The sequence below is a fragment of the Microcoleus sp. M2_D5 genome, assembly GCF_036701935.1.
Lineage (GTDB): Bacteria > Cyanobacteriota > Cyanobacteriia > Cyanobacteriales > Microcoleaceae > Microcoleus.
Genome location: NZ_JAUBRP010000041.1, coordinates 42,264 through 61,008, shown reverse-complemented (window position 1 = coordinate 61,008; position 18,745 = coordinate 42,264). Strand labels below are relative to the sequence as shown.

The window sequence follows — 18,745 nt, the reverse complement described above, 5'->3', positions numbered from 1 at the left end:
TTGAGTTACCTTGGTAGACGTATTTCCTATCTTTACTTATTTTAACATAGTTCGGTTTTTTCGCACCGACCTACTTACGTTGTTCAGATGAAGAATACAAAAAACTTCAAGCAATCGCCTCAATACAGGAAAGAAGCATGAATGACATTCGAAGGAGAGCTAATCCGTATGCTAGAAGAAAAGCCGTGCTTCAGCACGGGGCTTTAGACCCATTTCTTTGGTAAAGCCATCTCAATTTGTTTGCGATCGCTAATATCGCGCAGAATAACAGTAAATACCGTTTCGTCTCCCATTTCCAGCCTAGAAATAGAGGCTTCAGCCGCAAACTGGGTTCCATCTTGACGGCGACCCAAAATCTCGCCTCGTTCTCCCATCCTTCGCGCTCTGCTAGAAGAATGTGCAAATTGTTTGATATGCTGCGGATGTGCATCTCTAAACTGTTCTGGCAGCAGTAAATTCAGTGGCTTCCCTAAAATATCCTCAATTTTATAGCCAAACATCATTTCTGCCCCATGATTAAACAGGGTAATGCGTTGAGCGCGATCGACTGAAATAATTGCATCATTGGCGATTTCTAGAATTCCCGCAAAACGAGCCTGCGATTTTTGTAAAGCATCTGTTCGTTCAGTCACAAGAAATTCTAAAGTTTCGTTAAGTTTTTTAATTTCTTTTTCGGCTTGTTGGCGCTTGTAATCTATCTGGTTCAAAAATCGAGCCGTCCCCAAAATGAGAATTGAGAACGTGAAAACCATAATAGCTGAACGCAATGTACCGCCAAAATTAGCGTTATACCAGCCTAAATTTTCTCCTTGAAGAGTGAACCAGTTCAGTGTCACTGGAAAGATCGTCGCCCAAGGGAGCAACCACCGAACCATTACTCCGCCAACCTGGGGACTGGTTACTACTTGCATTAATCCTTGCTTGGGGCGGAGCAATAAAATTCCTCCATAGAGGATGAAAAAGGTGGCGATCGTGTTTAGGGATTGAGTCGTCGTAATTGTGGCCAAACGTTCAAGAATATCGACATTGAATATGTGTGCAAATAAAGCTAGTAGAGAAATTAAAGCTGCAACACTACTAAAAATCTGAGCCAACCAAGTATCCCGTTGGGAATTTTGCCCTAACAGTAACAGTGCTATTCCCATCAGCACAAAATTTAGGGCGGTATTTACTCCCATTATTCCGGGATAATGAGCCGCTGAAGACACGAAATCTGAAAAAAGCCAGCGATCGATACCCAGCTTCCAACCAAAAATATACTGGCTAAGCGTCAGCATACCGACGATCGTTATCAATCCTGCCATCCCTTGAGCGATGCGATCGTGCAGTCGGCTTCTTTGGTAGTGCAACAATCTCAAAGAAACTCCAGCCAGCAAAAAGCAAATTGCCGTGTTTGCTTTCATGGTCGAAGTCATACCGGGAAAACCGCTTTTGAGTAGGGAGATGTCAAATTGCCAACCAAGCAGCACGAGACACCCGATCGCAATTACGAGTAGGCTTGCCATTTGAGAAATGCGCTTGTTCATAAATCTGCTGCTTGGGTTGAAACACTCTTCTGATGTTAGGCGAAGCGAAGAAGGGCCACCACGGGGGGACTGCCCCTAACCGAACAATTCAGATTTTCTAAGGCTGCGCCCCCTTACCACCCCAATATATCGGGGAGCGCAGGACTTCTTTCTGTGTAAAGTGACCTTTATAACCTAATAATTCAACTATACTATTTGTGCATAAGTTTATAGTCCTCTAGCTGGAAACTAGGGAAATTAGTATGATTGTCGATAAAACTAGCGATAGAATTAGCGATCGAGCTACCAACTACCGAGGCAATATTTTAATTGTTGACGATCTGCCTGATAACCTGCGTCTGCTCAGGGATACTTTGAGGGCAGAGGGTTATAAAGTTCGTAGTGCCACGACAGGTGCAATGGCGCTCAGAGCCGCCCAATCGCCATCGACGGAGTTAATCTTACTAGATATTAAGTTGCCAGATCAAGATGGCTATGAAGTTTGCAGACAATTAAAATCTGACGAGCGCACCGCAGAGATTCCAATAATTTTTTTGAGTGCGCTCAATGAAACTTTTAATAAGGTGCAAGGGCTGGCTGCGGGAGGGGTAGATTATATTGATAAGCCATTTCAAGTCGAAGAAGTATTAGCTCGTGTCGAAACCCACCTTACTATCGGAAGGCTGCAAAAAAGACTCCAAAAGCAGAATTTACTTCTTTTGCAAGAAATTGAAAAACGGCAACGTCTCGAAGAGTCTCTCTTTGCCGAAAAGGAATTGGCTCAAGTGACACTGCAATCCATTGGCGATGGGGTTATTACTACAGATGCCGAAGGTAATGTGAGATATTTGAATCCTATAGCAGAGCGACTGACAGGCTGTAAGGCCCATGAGATTCAAGGAATTCATTTCTCTAAAGTCTTCCTAATTGTCGATCAAGTAACGCGAGAGCCAGTAGAGAATCCTATAAACAAGGCTCTATTAGAGGAGCAAATTGTGACCTTAGCTAACAATACTATTCTGATTGCCCAGGATGGAACAGAGTATCCCATTGCTGACTCAGCAGCACCGATTCGAGACCGCAAAGGTCAAATTATCGGGGCAGTTATCGTCTTTCATGATGTTACGGAATCGCGCTATCTCACCCATCAACTCTCTTGGGAAGCCAGTCACGATGCCCTGACAGGGTTAATCAACCGTCGAAGATTTGAGCAGCACCTAGTTGAGGCGATCGCCTCTGTTAAACATAGCAATCACCAGCACGCTCTGTGTTATTTAGATTTAGATCAATTCAAAGTCGTTAACGATACCGTAGGTCATATTGCCGGCGATGAGCTACTGCGCCAAATCACCGCACTTATTCAACAGGGAGTCCGTGCTCATGATATGCTGGCTCGCTTGGGAGGTGATGAATTTGGTATTTTGCTCACTCAATGTTCGCTCTCTCAAGCAACTCAAATTGCGGAAAACCTCAAAAACCTAGTGCATCAGTTTCGGTTTATTTGGAATGGCAAAACCTTTATCATCGGAGTCAGCATTGGAGTGGTTGCTATTGACCAAACCAGCCAAAATTTGATGGAGCTTCTGGGAGCGGCTGATGCGGCTTGTTATGCCGCCAAAGCCAGAGGCCGCAACTGTGTTCATATTTATAGTCTAGATGATAGCGAGCTAATTAAACAACGTGGCGAGAGACAGTTGATTTCCAAAATCACCCGGGCGCTGGAAACCAATCGTTTTTGTCTTTATTACCAAAAGATTGTCTCTATTACTTCTAAACCATTAGTAGAGCATTATGAGATTTTGCTCAGAATGCTTGACGAAAATGGAAAAATAGTATCTCCAAATGAGTTTATTCCCGCCGCTGAGCGTTACGGCTTGATAACAGAAATCGATTGTTGGGTAATCGAAAAGTTTTTCTCTAGCTATAAAAAGCTACCGGAGAAAGATGTTCTTAGTCAAGGCTTGTACACGATAAATCTTTCGGGGGCTAGCATTAGTAACAATCAGTTTATGAGGTTTTTGATAGAACAATTTTCTCGCTACCAAGTCGCCCCACAGAGCATTGGTTTTGAAATCACGGAAACGGCAGCAATCGCGAATTTTGAGCAAGCTAGATATTTCATGACCGAACTTAAAAAGCTTGGCTGTTGCTTTGCTTTAGATGATTTTGGCAGTGGGTTTAGTTCCTTTGCGTATCTGATAAATTTACCAGTTGATTATCTAAAAATTGATGGTGCTTTTGTCAAGAATATTAGTCATAATTTGATTTCTCAAGCGCTCGTTGAAGGGTTTAATCGTATTGCCCATGCGATGAATCTTAAAACTATAGCTGAGTTTGTCGAAGACGAGACTATCTTAGAAAAATTGCGGGAGATTGGCGTAGATTATGCTCAGGGTTATGGGATCGCCCGCCCTGTTCCTATTAATTTTAATCGCTAGCCGATCGCACGCTCGCCAGCGAACCCATTACTTCACGCCTGCGCTGCGTCTGGAGGTTTTCAAGAGTCGATCGCCCGCTGCGACAAGGCTGGCTCAATTTACCAAAAAAATGGGTTGAAAGCCCCGTCCTTATAGGACGGCTTTAATTATTCCCGATCGTCTTGCAAAACCTAGTATAATAGAACAAGAATACAGCTAAAAAAAATGAAAGCAAGGTATCAATACAGATTCTATCCGACCGACCAACAAAAACAGAGCTTGTCTCGGTTATTTGGCTGTGTTCGCGTAGTCTGGAACGACGCTCTTGCCCTCTGCAAACAGTCCGAGAAAAAACCCAAATCAGCAGAACTTCAGAAACTAATAATCACTCAGGCAAAAAAGACTGAAGAAAGGGCATGGTTGGGGCAAGTCTCGGCAATTCCCCTACAACAGTCTATCGCGGATTTGGAAACAGCATTTAAGAACTTTTTCGAGTCCTGTAAAGGGAAAAGAAAGGGTCGCTCTGTTGGCTATCCTAAGTTGAAAAAGCGCACGAATAGCCAGTCTGCAAGGTTGACTCGCGGAGGTTTCTCAATTAAAGGAGATGGCGTTTATCTAGCCAAGATCGGTATTGTTAAGCCAATCAGGTCGAGGGAGCTACCCTCCGAACCTAGTTCGGTCACGGTAATCAAGGACTGTGCCAACCGCTATTTCCTCAGTTTTGTCGTAGAGATTGAACCCAGTCGAGTTGATGCCAAGAACCAAAGTATCGGCATCGATTTGGGAATCAAAACTTTTGCGGTAATGAGTAACGGCGAAACAGTCCAAAGTCCCAGCTACAAAAAACCTTACCGAAAAATCCGCCGGCTGCAACGCAAGCTAGCGAGGCAGTCCAAAGACTCAAAACGCCGTTCGAGAACCCGCATTCAAATTGCCAAACTACACAATTGTATTGCCGATACTCGTAAGGACTTTCTGCACAAACTATCAACCAAAATAGTAAACGAAAACCAAGTAATTGTTTTGGAAGATTTGAACGTGTCGGGAATGCTCAAAAACCGCAAACTTTCAAGAGCAATTAGCCAGCAAGGATGGTATGAATTCCGAGTTTTGTGTGAGGCTAAATCTCAGAAGTTTGGCAGGGAGTTTAGGGTAATTAACCGTTGGGAACCTACCAGTCAAGTGTGTGCGGACTGCGGGTTTAAATGGGGGAAAATCGATTTGTCTATTCGTTCGGTGCTTTGTTTAAATTGCGGTATTGAACAAGACAGAGACTTGAACGCGGCGAGAAATATAAATAAAGTCGGGATAGGGCATTGCCACGACTTAAAACGGACGCAGAGGGACTGTAAGACTATTTCGGTAGCAAGACCCGATGAAGCGTCAAGAATCACCGCACTTTTAGGGCGGTGAGTATGTCAATGTGTAACATTTAGATGGAATGTGCTGTAATTGTAAAGGATTAAGTGTTCTATTGGAAATAAACAGGAAAATTTGCCATGAAAGCAGTTGCGTTCGATCGCTACGGTTCAGCAGAGGACTTGCAGTACCGAGAATTGTCCAAGCCGATCGCCAAATCCAACGAATTGTTAGTGCGAGTTCGCGCTAGCAGCGTCAATCCCGTAGACTGGAAAATCCGCCAAGGACACCTGCAACTATTAACAGGATATAACTTTCCTCGAATAGTCGGTTCTGACATATCGGGAGTTGTCGTGGAAGTCGGCCGGGAAGTCACCAAATTTCAGCCAGGAGATGAAGTTTATACTTTCTTAAATCCCGCCAATGGGGGTGCTTGCGCCGAATACGCGGCCGTGCCAGAATCCGATGCAGCAATTAAACCGAAAAACATCACTCATGCAGAAGCAGCCGCAGTACCGATCGCCGGTTTAACTGCTTTGCAAGCACTCCGAGATTTGGGTGGGATTCAAGCAGGAAACAAAGTATTGATTAACGGGGCTTCCGGCGGAGTAGGCATTTTTGCCGTGCAAGTTGCGAAAGCAATGAACGCGCAAGTAACGGGAGTTTGCACTGCTAAAAATAGAGAATTTGTCAAGAGTTTGGGAGCAGATTTTGTCCTGGATTACGCAGAAATTGACTTTACTCAACAGCCAGAAAAATACGATATAATCTTGGATGCTGTCGGGACAAGAACATTTGCTGAATGCGAAAAAGTGCTGCAACCGGAGGGAGTTTATATCTCGACTTTGCCGAGTTTGGACAACCTCCCACCGATGTTGAGTAGCTGGTTTATTCCTGGTAAAAAAGCTAAATTTATTCTCGCCAATGCCAATCCGGGCGACTTGGGGATTTTGCGCGAGTTAATCGAAGCCGATCGAGTTGAGCCGATTGTCGATCGCACTTACAGCTTACAAGAAGTAGCAGCAGCCCACGCTTACAGCGAAACGGGGCGCGCTGTCGGCAAAATTGCGATCGTGATTGATGGCTAAAAAAAATTAAGTCTAACCAATGGGCTTAAAGTAAAAAGAGCGATCGCCCTTAATCCAGAAACCGATTTCTGCTACCACCTGCACCCAAGACTAATAAACGTAGAACCTAAATAAAATCAACAATACCTATGACTGTGCCCTCAGAATTGGAGACATCCGAACAAGGTTCCGACAACAACCTCGAACAAGTTAGCGAGGAAAATAGCATTGCCCCAATCGCCGATGATTTAGAGGCTGTCAGTAACTTAGAAGACGAACCAGTTATCGAGGAAAATAGCATTGCCCCAATCGCCGATGATTTAGAGGCTGTCAGTAACTTAGAAGACGAACCAGTTATCGAGGAAAATAGCATTGCCCCAATCGCCGATGATTTAGAGGCTGTCAGTAACTTAGAAGATAAAAAAGTTAGAGCTAAAAATAGCATTGCACCCATCGCCGATGATTTAGAGGCTGTCAGTAACTTAGAAGACAAATCAGTTATCCCGGAAAATAACATTGCATCCATCGCCGACAGTTTTCTGGGTTCCCGCAACCTAGAAAATGAATATCTCGACGAACTTCCCGACGAAGTTGAAATGTCTTTATTCGAGCATTTAGAAGAATTGCGTCAGCGAATTTTTTACTCGCTAATTGCAGTAGTAATCGCTGTAATCGGTTGCTTTTTCACAGTTAAACCCATCGTGCAACTGCTAGAAGTACCGGCTGGGCCCGTCAAGTTTCTGCAACTAGCTCCCGGCGAGTATTTCTTTGTTTCTATCGAAGTAGCCGGATACAGCGGTTTGCTCATCGCCAGTCCGTTTATTTTTTACCAGATAGCGCTGTTTGTTCTCCCCGGTTTGACTCGCAAAGAACGCAGGTTGCTGGGGCCGGTGTTTTTAGGTTCGAGTTTCCTATTTTTGGGCGGTTTAGTCTTTGCTTACATCGCTCTGATTCCTGCGGCGCTCAACTTCTTTGTTACCTACGGGGCGGATGTTGTAGAGCAGTTGTGGTCGATCGACAAATACTTTAAATTTGTGCTGCTGTTAATGTTCAGCACGGGCTTAGCTTTTCAAATTCCGATTCTCCAAGTATTGCTGGGAGTTTTGGGCATAGTTTCTTCCAACCAAATGCTTTCCGGCTGGCGGTATGTAGTCTTGGGAGCCGCAGTTTTGGGAGCGGTTTTAACGCCTTCTACCGATCCTTTAACGCAAAGTCTTTTAGGAGGTGCGGTGCTGAGCTTGTATTTTGGCGGGGTTGGTTTGGTAAAGCTTTTAGGGCGGTAAAAACTCCACCGAAAGATCGATCGACTCGCAGCAAAAAAATATAGAGACGCGATCGCCCGCGCCTCTATAATTACTAAAAGTTAAAATTCCACACCAAAGTTTTGTCAAAACTTTGAACCCGCGTAAAAGCAGGTTAAACCCCGCGACTTAAGGAGTGGAGCACCCAAAATTTTAGACTAAGTTTCAAGCTCTCAGATTCAATACAAAAGTAAATCTAAAATCTAAAATCTAAAATCTAAAATCTAAAATCGACTGACTACATTCGGAACTGTTCGACTTCGGGAGTGTAGCCGATCGGCAAAACGTAATCCAGATTCTCGTGGGGACGAGCAATTATGTGATACGATAGCAACTTTCCGCCATCGACCTTTTTAACTGATTCAATTCCAGCAGCAACGGCTGCTTGCACTTCAGAGACATCTCCTCGCACTATAATTGTCCAGTAGGCGCGGGTTATTTTCTCATAGCGAACTAAAGTAACACGGGCTGCTTTCACCATTGAGTCCGCAACTTCTACTGCAGCGGGAAATCCTAAGACTTCAACCATTCCCAGTGCAACACCCATTACAACATTCTCCTAAGTTTCACAAGATATCTGACACTCATTGTAGGTGAAATTGTTGACAGAAATTGGTTCGGATGATTTTGGCAAGCATGAAGGACGATCGCCCAAAATAAAAAGATCCCCTAAAAAGCCCCAGAAACTGTTGCGGCATTTAAATCCCACAGCAGGGCGCGCGCAGCAAAGCCCGCCACACAAGACTTTGAATCAAAACACCTGTGCAAATTAGATGCGCCACAGCTTAGTTTCTCACCAGCGGCAAGTCGTATGACAAACTCGCCGATCGATTTTCGGGACTTTGGGCTCAACTAATCGGGCCGCGGCGCGACACAAAACTTTAGGGAACTCTCCCAGATCCCGGCTGTGCAGTCAATCTAAAATCTAAAATCTAAAATCTAAAATCGACTGAGTGATTCAAAACTCGTCTAGCAACCACTCCGAGGCTCTTTCACCCAAATCTAGGGGAACGCTGACAGCTTTACCCAAGCGGGGGCGATCGCGAGTAGTTACGATATATTCTCTCACCTGTTCTGTACTCCCCCAGCCGTTGAGGTAATTGGCCACCGCATCCAAATGCTCGAAATAATCAGCCTCCGTCATCGGAAAAGATGCCTGTTCTAGATATTTCCACATAACTTGCACAAAAATCTTGCCCCGCGTTCGCCGCAATCTGATATCGTAAGACTTTCCCCATTTTTCTAGCAGTAGCTGGTGTAAATCCTGGCCCGTCATGGTTGCTCCTGAGTTAATCCATTAAACAATAAAAGACAAAGTTCAAAAAATGTAATAATACTCTAATAAAGGCTGGAAGGCGCATTCTTAAAAGGAATTTTCGTTGCCTAAAATTTGTGCGAGCAGATTAACGGCAATTATCCCAGTTGTCTGCACGTAAAGGTTCGCGCTCCAGCTAACAAACAAACGTAACTTAAAACCGTAAAGGCAGGTCATGGCTCAATCTTCTGCTGGAAATCCCGATGTCCCCGATATGGGGCGTCGCCAATTTATGAATTTGCTGACGTTCGGTACAGTCACAGGTGTGGCACTGGGCGCACTCTATCCCGTTGTCCAATATTTTGTTCCTCCGGCGAGTGGGGCAGTTGGCGGCGGAGTGACAGCTAAAGATGCTTTGGGTAACGACATCATCGTTAGCGAATATTTGGCTTCGCACCCTGCAGGCGATCGCAGCTTAGCCCAAGGTCTCAAAGGCGACCCCACCTATGTTGTGGTGAAAGAAGACCAATCTATCGCCGACTACGGCATCAATGCAGTCTGCACTCACTTGGGTTGCGTCGTGCCTTGGAATGTTAGCGAAAACAAGTTTATCTGTCCTTGCCACGGTTCTCAATACAACAATGAGGGCAAAGTGGTGCGCGGCCCCGCGCCTTTGTCTCTGGCCCTGGCCCACGCCACTGTCGCAGATGACAAGATCGCTTTTACAACTTGGACAGAAACTGATTTCCGCACCGGCGAAGCACCTTGGTGGTCTTAAACAATTTTGGATTTTAGATTTGAGATTTTAGATAGGGGGTGAATGGTGAAAATCCAAGATAATTGCATCCCTAAAACAGTCTAATAATCCGAAATCCAAAATCCAAAATTCAAAATCTAAAATTCACGCATTGTCTGACCTTTGAGATTGAATACTCTAATGCCACAAACTAATTTATCTGCGATATTTCGCCGCAGTGCCAGGACGATCGCGAAAACAGCCTTAATTGCGATCGCCGCCGCAGGATTTTTCCTAACCAGCGACATCGCACTTCCCCAAGCAGCATTTGCTTACCCTTTCTGGGCACAGCAAACAGCACCCGCTACTCCCCGCGAAGCAACAGGTCGCATTGTTTGCGCTAACTGTCACCTCGGTGCAAAACCGACTCAAGTTGAAGTACCGCAATCTGTTTTGCCTGACACTGTTTTTGAAGCTATTGTCAAGATTCCCTACGATACTAGCGTGCAACAAGTTGTCGGCGACGGCAGCAAAGGTGGCTTGAATGTCGGCGCAGTTGTGATGTTGCCCGAAGGTTTCAAGATTGCTCCCGCTGACAGAATTCCCGAAGAAATGAAGGAAAAAGTCGGCGATCTTTACTTCCAACCTTACAGCGAAACCCAAGAAAATATTGTTTTAGTCGGCCCAGTACCGGGAGAACAGTACAAAGAATTGGTATTCCCAGTTTTGTCGCCGAATCCGGCAACTGACAAGTCCGTTCACTACGGCAAATACCAAATTTATGTCGGCGGCAACCGCGGTCGCGGTCAGGTTTATCCTACTGGCGAAAAGAGCAATAATACTGTTTACAATGCTTCGGTAGCTGGCAGCATTTCTAAGATTGCTCAACCGGAAGCTGGCGGTTATGAAGTGACCATTCAACCTGCAGAAGGTGCAGCCGTTGTTGATACGATTCCCGCAGGCCCAGAACTGATTGTTACCGAAGGACAAACAGTTGCCGCAGGCGAACTTTTGACGAACAATCCTAATGTGGGCGGCTTCGGTCAAAAAGACGTGGAGATCGTGCTGCAAAGTGCCGATCGCGTTAAAGGATTGATGGCTTTCGTGGCTATAACCATGCTGGCTCAAATTATGCTGGTTCTCAAGAAGAAACAGGTCGAAAAAGTTCAAGCTGCTGAAATGAATTTCTAAACGCGGCTGTAATTAGTTGGGTAAGGTACTATGTACCACCAAACGATTAGGTAAGTAGGGCGGGGAATCCCCGCCTTATTGTTTGATAAATAACCAGTAAAATAATGTCAATTGATGAGAAAATAGTTGAAGTAGGCCCGCTGCAATGGTTTTATCGGGAAACAAATCCGGTTAACGAAACTGAGAAACCCCCCGTACTGCTGCTGCACGGTTTGCCGTCCCAGAGTTTTACCTGGACTGTAATGATGCCGGATTTGGCGGCAAGCGGATTTAGATCGATCGCCCCAGATTGGGTGGGTTACGGGCGATCGACAAAACCAGACAAGCGCGACTTTGCCTACACTCCCGATGCTTTTGTTGACGCCCTCACAGGCTTTATTCAAGCTCTAGAATTAGACCGATTTTACCTCGTTGTTCAAGGATTTTTAGCTTCAGCCGGCATTCAATACGCTTTACGCAATCCCGATAAAATTGAGCGTCTAGCCGTCATCAATACACCAGTTTCAGGAAATATAAAATTGCCTTGGAAAATGCAGCAGTTGGGGCTGCCTTTTATTGGCGACATGATGACGCAAGACCCGCTTTTGGTTGACAGAACTCTCGAAGGTGGCAGCGGCCAGACAATATCAGACAAAGATTTAGATGTTTACCGCCGCCCGTTTTTGAAGAGTTCGGATGCAGGTCGATCGCTGATGAATACAGTCCGCAATATTCAATTGCCGCAGTCAATGGCAGAAATTGAATCCGGCTTGAAAGGATGGACTAGACCAACTTTATTTGTCTGGGGTTTGACAGATCCTTGGCTGAGTGTTGAACCCGCTCAAAAGCTAGTAGGTTCCCTCCAAAATGCAGAGTTAGTCACACTGGAACAAGCGGGGCATTATCCTCAAGAACATTGGTCAGAAAAAGTTGGCGATGCTCTGATAACTTTTCTGCGCCGCCAGGAGGTAAAATAATATTTTGTACATAACTCTCGGTGCTGGGTCAGCGAAGCAGAGCCAAAGCATCTGCGTTTTCAGGCAGAGCCTTGGAACGAACACGAGCAACCCCGTACCCGCCCTGTGCCCGCTCGCAACGAGCAATCTAAAATCTAAAATCTAAAATCTAAAATCGACATGACTCGTCCCCGTTCAATTTTTGCCTTGATGATGGCGTTTTTGATGGCATTTCTGGTTAGTTGCAGCAGTGTCGAAGCAAAAGTTCCAACGACTTACACAGCAGCGCAAATCCAGCAAATAGAGCGCTATGTTCCTACCCTGACAGAGTTCCGATCGCGCATGGACAACCTGGGAACGCTCATTCAAAAGCGAAATTGGGTTGATACCAGAACTTACATTCACGGGCCTCTAGGCGACTTGCGAAACACCATGAAAATGGTCTCTGCGAGTTTATTGCCTAAGTCTCAACAACAAGCTGTTGATTTGACCAAGAGTTTGTTTGCAGATTTGGTTAACATCGATCTTGCTGCTAAAGACCTTGACTATGCAAAAGTCACGGCCAGCTATCAAAAAGCTGTCAATGATTTCGATAGCTTCTTGCAGCTAATTCCTAAAGCTTAATTAGCCTTAACTGACATCTTGTATCATTGTCAATAACAGGCAAGATGCCTGTTCCACAAAGAAAAAATTAGTTTTCTTGTGGGGCGGGCATCTTGCCCGTCCAAAATAAGCCTTAACTGACATCTTGTATCATTGTCAAGAACAGGCAAGATGCCTGTTCCACAAAGAAAAAATTAGTTTTCTTGTGGGGCGGGCATCTTGCCCGTCCAAAATTAGCCTTAACTGACATCTTGTATCATTGTCAAGAGCAGGCAAGATGCCTGTTTCACAAAGAAAAAATTAGTTTTCTTGTGGGGCGGGCATCTTGCCCGCCCGAAATTAGCCTTAACTGACATCTTGTATCATTGTCAAGAACAGGCAAGATGCCTGTTCCACAAAGAAAAAATTAGTTTTCTTGTGGGGCGGGCATCTTGCCCGCCCGAAAAAGGTTTATATGGACAAAACCTAGGAAGCAGTTAATCTAAAATCTAAAATCTAAAATCTAAAATTGAATGGTTCGCGTTGCAATTATTGGTTGCGGTATTGTTGGGGCTTCGATCGCCTTTGAACTAAGTCAATTTCCCGAACTGAAAGTTACTGTGTTCGACAAACAGCCGCCGGCACAAGGTTCTACTGGCGCTGCACTCGGTGTTTTGATGGGAGTTATCAGCCACAAAACCAAGGGCAGAAATTGGCAGTTGAGGGAAACCAGCCTTCAGCGCTACGAAACTTTGATTCCTGAATTGGAAGCAGTTACGGGGCGAAAAATTCCTTTTAACAAACAAGGAATTTTAATGCTGTGTTCGGAGGGAGAGGATTTAAGTAAGTGGGAAAATTTGATAGCAACTCGCAAGTCTCAAGGTTGGAAATTGGAACTTTGGGATGTGGAACGAGTGCGCGATCGCTGCCCTCATCTCTATTTAAACGATCAGATTATTGCTGCGATTTATTCGCCTCAAGACCGGCAACTCGATCCGACGGCGCTAACTTTGGCTTTGGTTGATGCTGCTGAACGAAATGGAGTTAATTTTGAGTTTGGGGTGGAAGTTGAAGGAATTACTCAGTTGAATTCTCAGGTGTCTGAGATTCAACTCCCATCTTCCATTGCTGTCAATAAGTCTTGTGGAACAGGCATCTTGCCTGTTGCTGAAAATTTCGATCGACTAATTGTGTGCGCTGGTTTGGGTTCTGCTGCTGTGACTGCATCGTTAAATCAGTTGGTTGACATTCGCCCGGTGTTGGGACAAGCGCTGCATTTGCTGACGCCCCATCCTGTAGGAAACCCAGATTTTAGCCCGGTAATTACTTGCGATGACGTTCACATTGTGCCTGTGGGAAATCAGGAATTTTGGGTGGGGGCGACGGTGGAGTTTTCCGAAAATGGCGGGGAAATTGAGGCGAATGCTGATATGTTGGCGCAAGTGATGGCGAGGGCGACATCCCTTTGTCCGGCCTTAGCAGACGCTGAAATCATCAAGAAATGGTCGGGATTGCGCCCGCGGCCCGAAGGGCGGCCGGCCCCAATTATCGAGACGCTTCCCGGTAACAGCAACGTTCTCATCGCCAGCGGCCACTATCGCAACGGTGTTCTGCTGGCCCCTGCAACCGCGCGATCGATCCGAGAAATGATTTTGCAATAATTAACAAATGTTAATACAATCAAGATAGCCATTCATATCTTACATCTAAATATGTCCGACAAACCTTTAGGTAAACCGCGCTCTTTGTGGCGAGTAATTTTGCTGTCTGGAGTCAGCTTGCTGCTATATTACGGATGGTACAAATGGATTATTCAAGAAGAATTGCGTCGCTATAACGGCAGCGGTTGGTCGGGAACTCTTTGCTTGCTTCCCTTTGGTTTAGGAGTAGCCGTCCCCCAAGCTTTGCGGATATTCGATCCTGACGTTCCCGGATGGTTTGGTTGGTTTTCCCTCCTCGGTATTGCTTGGATTTACATCGTGCAGTTCAAACTTTACAAGACAGTTAACGAATTGTACCGCCAAGAAGGAATCAAAGAACCGCTAACAGTTTGGTGGATTTTTGTACCGGGTTTAAATTTAGTTGTCGGCTTGCGGCAAATTCACTTTTTGAGCCAGTTTTGGGCGAGAAAACAGGGAATTGAAGTTAAGGATAACTTAGCCGAAAGCATTCCTTTTCTGTCAGCTAACGCTTAAATAAATTAAGCTCCAATCGCTTAGCGCTGCGAGTAAATTTCTTGTAAGCTGTTGTGCATTTAAACTGCACAGTAAAAATTTGGTCAAGTTCTTGTGGGGAGTAGGGGTTGGGCCAGAAAGCCCGCACAAAAAATGCAATTTAGATGTCGAACAGCTTATAAGCAGGTCGCGCAGTTCATCCGCAATGTCCGTGGGAGGGCTGCCTGCGAGGGCGCGTCCAATCAGCCGTTCTGCTTGCCGGAGTTGGGCACACTCAATGCCAAGTACGGCGGCGCTCCGATGCAGTATAGAACGAGTAGGCTCAAAATCCCATTCGTTTGCTACTAAATCCGCTGCCGCCCGTTCTTTGGCAAAGGCGGCTCTGGTGAGTGCAGTCACTTGGTCGATATCACCGCACTGACGGGCGAGAACTGCTCTATCGACCAGTTCCATTGCTTCGCGGTGAAGGGCTTCTACGGTCTGCATTTTTTGACGATCCGTGCTTTGGGAGTACCGAACTCAATTACAGATACATAGCCAGGATCTACGTCATCTGAAGGGCGGATTTGTTCTAATTTTATGTTAACTCTGGCTTGAATACAGCATATATTCTTCAGTCATTTTGTTCTGTTAGCGGGTTCACCCGAATTTATGGTTGAAAACCAAAGTATTGGTAAACCCGCCCTTACCCAGCGACTCTTCACCAGAACCGATTCGGCAAATCCGCCAAAATGAGTTTGAGTTCCGGTTCATTAACCCGCTTAATTGCTTTAGGAATACTTACCCACTGCCGCTTTCTCTTGCTAGCTTCCGGCCAAATTTCTAGAACTGCTTGCACTTCCAGTAGAAATACTCCTACCTCACAAGTACAGCCGGACTTTTGATACTCGTAAGTTCCCAGCAAATCGGGGAACACTTTACCCAACAAACCTGCTTCTTCCCAAGCTTCCTTGGCTGCGGAATCTTGAGGAGTCATATCAGGTTCAATTAATCCTTTGGGAATAACCCAGCGCTTGCTAGCCGAAGAAGTAATCAGCATTACTTCAATTTCTCCGTCTTGAATGCGATAGGGAACTACCCCTGATTGCTCGACCAGTAAAGCGATTTTTATACTCATGATTTCGGCAATATTTAGGGCTGCAAAAGCTGCTGCAACTTGATTGACTTAGGACTAAAGAAACCGGGTTTTTTGCCGAGTCTCCGGGCTACAGCGCAGGATTTTCGTAAAAAACCCGGTTTCTCGCCACCCGCGCATAACTCCGATTAATAGCTGCCAACTAAACAATAAAAACTGCACGCCTGATTTTATACACTTCCCAAGTTGAGACAGCAATAAAGTGGAGAATAAACATATTTGGCTTTTCCTGTCTGTCTAAAATAGGAAATTCCCCTGCATTCCCACTGAACAATAATATTATTATAATAACCGCGCGCAATCCTTTACAGACAAGCAGATAAAAGCCGATCGCCAATATCTGCCTCGATCTGCGCCGGTATGCGGTTTTACACCTAATCTTTCTTCGCCTTAGCCTCCAAATTTTCCATGCGGCTTCTCAAATCTTGATTTTCCTTTTTCACCTGGTCTAATTCCTCCCGCAACTGCTTTACCGCTGCATCAGAACCAGCATTTTTCTGCACTCTTTGGACAGCTTCATCAGCCATGCGGCGAACGCGGCCGTCGGGAGTTTGGTCAGCTAAAGAACGCAAAATGCGAATTGCTTTGCGAGTTTGCATTTGTCCTAATCCCGCTACTACAGAGACTTGAGTCAAGAAAAACGTCTCTTTAGATAATTCTGCCAATCGCTGCAAAATCCGTTCTAAATTGACCTTCGTTTGACCAGTCGAAATTGTCCCCAAAGCTCGAATTGCAGCCAAGCGCAAAGCTTGCGGAGTACCGGCGGCTGTGTATTTCAAAATCAGATTCAGCGCATCTTCAGAAGTTTTCATCTGCGCCAAACCTGCGATCGCACCCGATCGCACTACCTCATTCCAGCCCTGACGCTCTTTCAGCACCAATTTTAACTCTTTGAGTACCTGTTCGTCGGTCGGTTTTTCGTCGGGGTTAGCCCCTGCAATTGAGCCAATAGCACTCGCTGCGGCCGCTTCTACATAATAGCTGTCGTCGCCTTTTTCGACGATCGATCTCAGCGCCTTATAAGTTTCGTGAGTTTGGATTTTACCCAGCGCATTCACCACAGCGCGACGAACGCGAGCATCTTTATCTTTTAAACCACTTACTAAACCTTCAAAAACTTGGTCGAGTTTAATTTCAACTAACTGACCGGCCACTTCTGCCCGTACTGCCCAGAACGGCTCTTTCTTGAGAACTTCTGACAGCGTTTTCACCGCTTCCAGTCCTCCTTTTTTCGCCAAAGCTTGGGCAGCGTAAATCCGCGAAACCGGGTCTGGATCGAATTGCAACTGAGCTTTTAGTTCCGCAATTCCATACTCTAAAACAACAGTTTTTAAGTATTTATTGCCGACATCAAAACTGATAAATGCAGGCTTTTGTTCTAGAGGAAAATAGAAGCTTTGCTCGCGCTCATGCACTCGGACTGTGAAAGTTTTTAGGTTCGGAGTTGAGCGTACCCAACCGTCATCATCTGCTTCTTTTTCCGGCTTGTAACCGAAGCCTATGGGAATTTTTAGGTCAAAGACATCTTTGCTGTTGCCGTTGCCATTTTTGCTGTCTTTTACCTGAGTTTGTGTGACAGTAACTTTGGCTAATTTGCTGTCGCCATCCCAGGAATAAGCAACCTTATAATCTGGATGACCGCCGCGATAAACGTACTGGTCAAACAAAAACATGAGATTGCGACCGGTAGCCTTTTCTATCGCCCTAAGCAAATCGATCGTTTCTACAGTTTTGTGAGCGTTATCCCGCACAAAAGTGTGAATTGCTTTGTAAAATAATTCGTCGCCCAACTCGGCGCGAATCATGTGATAGACACAAGCACCTTTTTCGTACAAATGGCGATCGTACAATTCAATGGCTTCCCGGTAAACGTGAGTAACAATGGGGCGGCGGTAGCGGGAACTATCTTCAGCTAAATAATTGCGGGCTTCATTTAACATATAGTAAGCCGCGTCTTCTTTGCCATATTCTTTATCAGTCCACAGCACCTCGGAATAAGAAGCCATGCCTTCTTTCAGCCAAGCATGAGACCAATGTTTAATTACTACTAAATCGCCGAACCACTGGTGAGCCAATTCGTGGGCGACTAAGCTTTCAGTACCTCGATTGTCGAGACTGGCGCGTTCGTCTAACAAGCACCTATCTGTCAGCAAAGTTGTCGAAGTATTTTCCATACCGCCGAAGATGAAATCATCGACGCAGACTTGAGCGTATTTGGGAAAAGGGTAAGGATAGCCAAATGCTTTAGAGAAGAATTCAATCATTTGAGGCGTTTTGCCCATGCTGCGCTTAGCGTCTGCTTCGCGGCTTCTTTCCACGTAATAATTAACTGGTTTGCCGTTCCATTCGTCTTTAATTTCTGCAAAATCTCCGACTGCTAAGGTCATTAAGTAAGTCGGGTGTACCTGGGTTTGGGACCAGTGATAAATCTTATCGTCGCCTTCGTTTTTTGTACTAATTAATTCGCCGTTGGAAATAGCAAAGAGTTGTCTCGGAACTTGCACTCGAATTTCCGAAGTAGCGAGTTGTCCGGGATAGTCGAAACAGGGAAACCAGAAGCGGGAATCTTCGTCTTCGCCTTGAGTCCAGACTTGTGTTGGTTTGTCTGGATAGTGTTTGTCCGGGCCGACGAAATAGAGGCCGCGCTGGGGTTTTTCGACCGAGTATTCGATCGCAATTGTAATTGGTTGGTAAGCTTCTGTTGGTTCGTGCAGTTGAATTTGCAGCACTTCGCCATCGCTGTCGAAATTTTGCTCAATTTCGCCGACTTTTACTGATTTAATATTCAGGTTTACAGCATCTAAGGTTAATTTGTCAATACCGCTGCGGACTGGATTGATGCGGATGCTGCAAGTGCCGCGAAAGCTTTGTTTGGGAATATTCAGCACTAAGTCGAGGAAAATGTGCTCTACTTGACCGGGGCGATCGGGGTTGTAGTGGGGTCTGGCACCGGGCATCTCGAAGGATTTGTGAGCGTTTTCAGAATCGAAGTAAGTATTTGACATTGTGATGGCAAAGTTGTGAGTCGATCGGCGATCGCTGGCAGCGCCGATCCGGCTGAACTGCCAGCTTATTATAGAGTAGCGCG

16 protein-coding genes are annotated in these 18,745 nt (G+C 45.5%); 10 read left to right on the top strand and 6 right to left on the bottom strand.

Annotation, left to right across the window (positions count from 1 at the left end; all coding sequences use genetic code 11):
* Window positions 1–203 precede the first annotated feature (203 nt).
* Window positions 204–1,526, bottom strand: coding sequence for a PAS domain S-box protein (locus tag QUA50_RS18030; protein ID WP_333265329.1), 1,323 nt, complete (start codon window positions 1,524–1,526; stop codon window positions 204–206).
* Between the two features lie 242 nt (window positions 1,527–1,768).
* Here QUA50_RS18030 and QUA50_RS18025 point away from each other — a divergent pair, with 242 nt between their 5' ends.
* The 4 genes from QUA50_RS18025 (at window position 1,769) to tatC (ending at window position 7,631) form a co-directional block, all read left to right on the top strand.
* Complete coding sequence (locus tag QUA50_RS18025; protein WP_333265327.1) at window positions 1,769–3,943, top strand: EAL domain-containing protein; 2,175 nt, start codon at window positions 1,769–1,771, stop codon at window positions 3,941–3,943.
* Between the two features lie 204 nt (window positions 3,944–4,147).
* Window positions 4,148–5,335, top strand: coding sequence for a transposase (locus QUA50_RS18020; protein WP_333265326.1), 1,188 nt, complete (start codon window positions 4,148–4,150; stop codon window positions 5,333–5,335).
* Window positions 5,336–5,421: 86 nt separating this feature from the next.
* Window positions 5,422–6,369 (top strand): NAD(P)-dependent alcohol dehydrogenase, encoded by a 948-nt coding sequence (locus tag QUA50_RS18015; protein ID WP_333265324.1) that lies wholly within the window; start codon window positions 5,422–5,424, stop codon window positions 6,367–6,369.
* A 494-nt stretch (window positions 6,370–6,863) separates the two neighbouring features.
* Window positions 6,864–7,631 carry a twin-arginine translocase subunit TatC gene (gene tatC / locus QUA50_RS18010; protein WP_333265335.1) on the top strand — a complete coding sequence of 256 codons (768 nt, stop codon included), beginning with the start codon at window positions 6,864–6,866 and terminating at the stop codon, window positions 7,629–7,631.
* 256 nt (window positions 7,632–7,887) lie between these two features.
* Here the strand turns inward: tatC and QUA50_RS18005 are convergent, their stop codons facing one another.
* Both QUA50_RS18005 and QUA50_RS18000 read right to left on the bottom strand, forming a co-directional pair.
* Window positions 7,888–8,196: a carbon dioxide-concentrating mechanism protein CcmK gene (locus QUA50_RS18005; RefSeq protein WP_006631236.1), complete on the bottom strand. Its 309-nt coding sequence runs from the start codon at window positions 8,194–8,196 to the stop codon at window positions 7,888–7,890.
* A 411-nt stretch (window positions 8,197–8,607) separates the two neighbouring features.
* Window positions 8,608–8,925, bottom strand: a complete 318-nt coding sequence (locus QUA50_RS18000; protein ID WP_333036983.1) for a DUF3067 family protein — start codon at window positions 8,923–8,925, stop codon at window positions 8,608–8,610.
* 214 nt (window positions 8,926–9,139) lie between these two features.
* Between QUA50_RS18000 and petC the strand changes: the two genes are divergently transcribed.
* From petC to QUA50_RS17970, 6 genes are all read left to right on the top strand, one after another.
* Window positions 9,140–9,682, top strand: a complete 543-nt coding sequence (petC, locus tag QUA50_RS17995) for a cytochrome b6-f complex iron-sulfur subunit (protein WP_006631238.1) — start codon at window positions 9,140–9,142, stop codon at window positions 9,680–9,682.
* Window positions 9,683–9,841: 159 nt separating this feature from the next.
* A complete protein-coding gene (petA, locus tag QUA50_RS17990) occupies window positions 9,842–10,831 on the top strand; it encodes a cytochrome f (protein WP_333265321.1) in 990 nt (329 codons plus the stop codon).
* A 104-nt stretch (window positions 10,832–10,935) separates the two neighbouring features.
* Window positions 10,936–11,787: an alpha/beta fold hydrolase gene (locus tag QUA50_RS17985; RefSeq protein ID WP_333265319.1), complete on the top strand. Its 852-nt coding sequence runs from the start codon at window positions 10,936–10,938 to the stop codon at window positions 11,785–11,787.
* 159 nt (window positions 11,788–11,946) lie between these two features.
* On the top strand, window positions 11,947–12,390 hold the full coding sequence (psbQ, locus tag QUA50_RS17980; protein ID WP_333265317.1) for a photosystem II protein PsbQ: 444 nt from the start codon (window positions 11,947–11,949) through the stop codon (window positions 12,388–12,390).
* A gap of 491 nt (window positions 12,391–12,881) precedes the next feature.
* On the top strand, window positions 12,882–14,009 hold the full coding sequence (locus QUA50_RS17975; RefSeq protein ID WP_333265314.1) for an FAD-dependent oxidoreductase: 1,128 nt from the start codon (window positions 12,882–12,884) through the stop codon (window positions 14,007–14,009).
* A gap of 51 nt (window positions 14,010–14,060) precedes the next feature.
* Window positions 14,061–14,543: a hypothetical protein gene (locus tag QUA50_RS17970; protein WP_333265312.1), complete on the top strand. Its 483-nt coding sequence runs from the start codon at window positions 14,061–14,063 to the stop codon at window positions 14,541–14,543.
* Here QUA50_RS17970 and QUA50_RS17965 read toward each other — a convergent pair.
* The 3 genes from QUA50_RS17965 to QUA50_RS17955 all read right to left on the bottom strand — a co-directional run bounded on the left by QUA50_RS17965 (window position 14,529) and on the right by QUA50_RS17955 (window position 18,662).
* Window positions 14,529–15,008 (bottom strand): hypothetical protein, encoded by a 480-nt coding sequence (locus tag QUA50_RS17965; RefSeq protein WP_333265309.1) that lies wholly within the window; start codon window positions 15,006–15,008, stop codon window positions 14,529–14,531. The genes QUA50_RS17970 and QUA50_RS17965 overlap by 15 nt on opposite strands.
* Before the next feature lie 214 nt (window positions 15,009–15,222).
* Window positions 15,223–15,639, bottom strand: coding sequence for an NUDIX hydrolase (locus tag QUA50_RS17960; protein ID WP_333265307.1), 417 nt, complete (start codon window positions 15,637–15,639; stop codon window positions 15,223–15,225).
* A gap of 392 nt (window positions 15,640–16,031) precedes the next feature.
* Window positions 16,032–18,662 carry a M1 family metallopeptidase gene (locus QUA50_RS17955; protein ID WP_333265306.1) on the bottom strand — a complete coding sequence of 877 codons (2,631 nt, stop codon included), beginning with the start codon at window positions 18,660–18,662 and terminating at the stop codon, window positions 16,032–16,034.
* Between the last annotated feature and the right edge of the window lie 83 nt (window positions 18,663–18,745).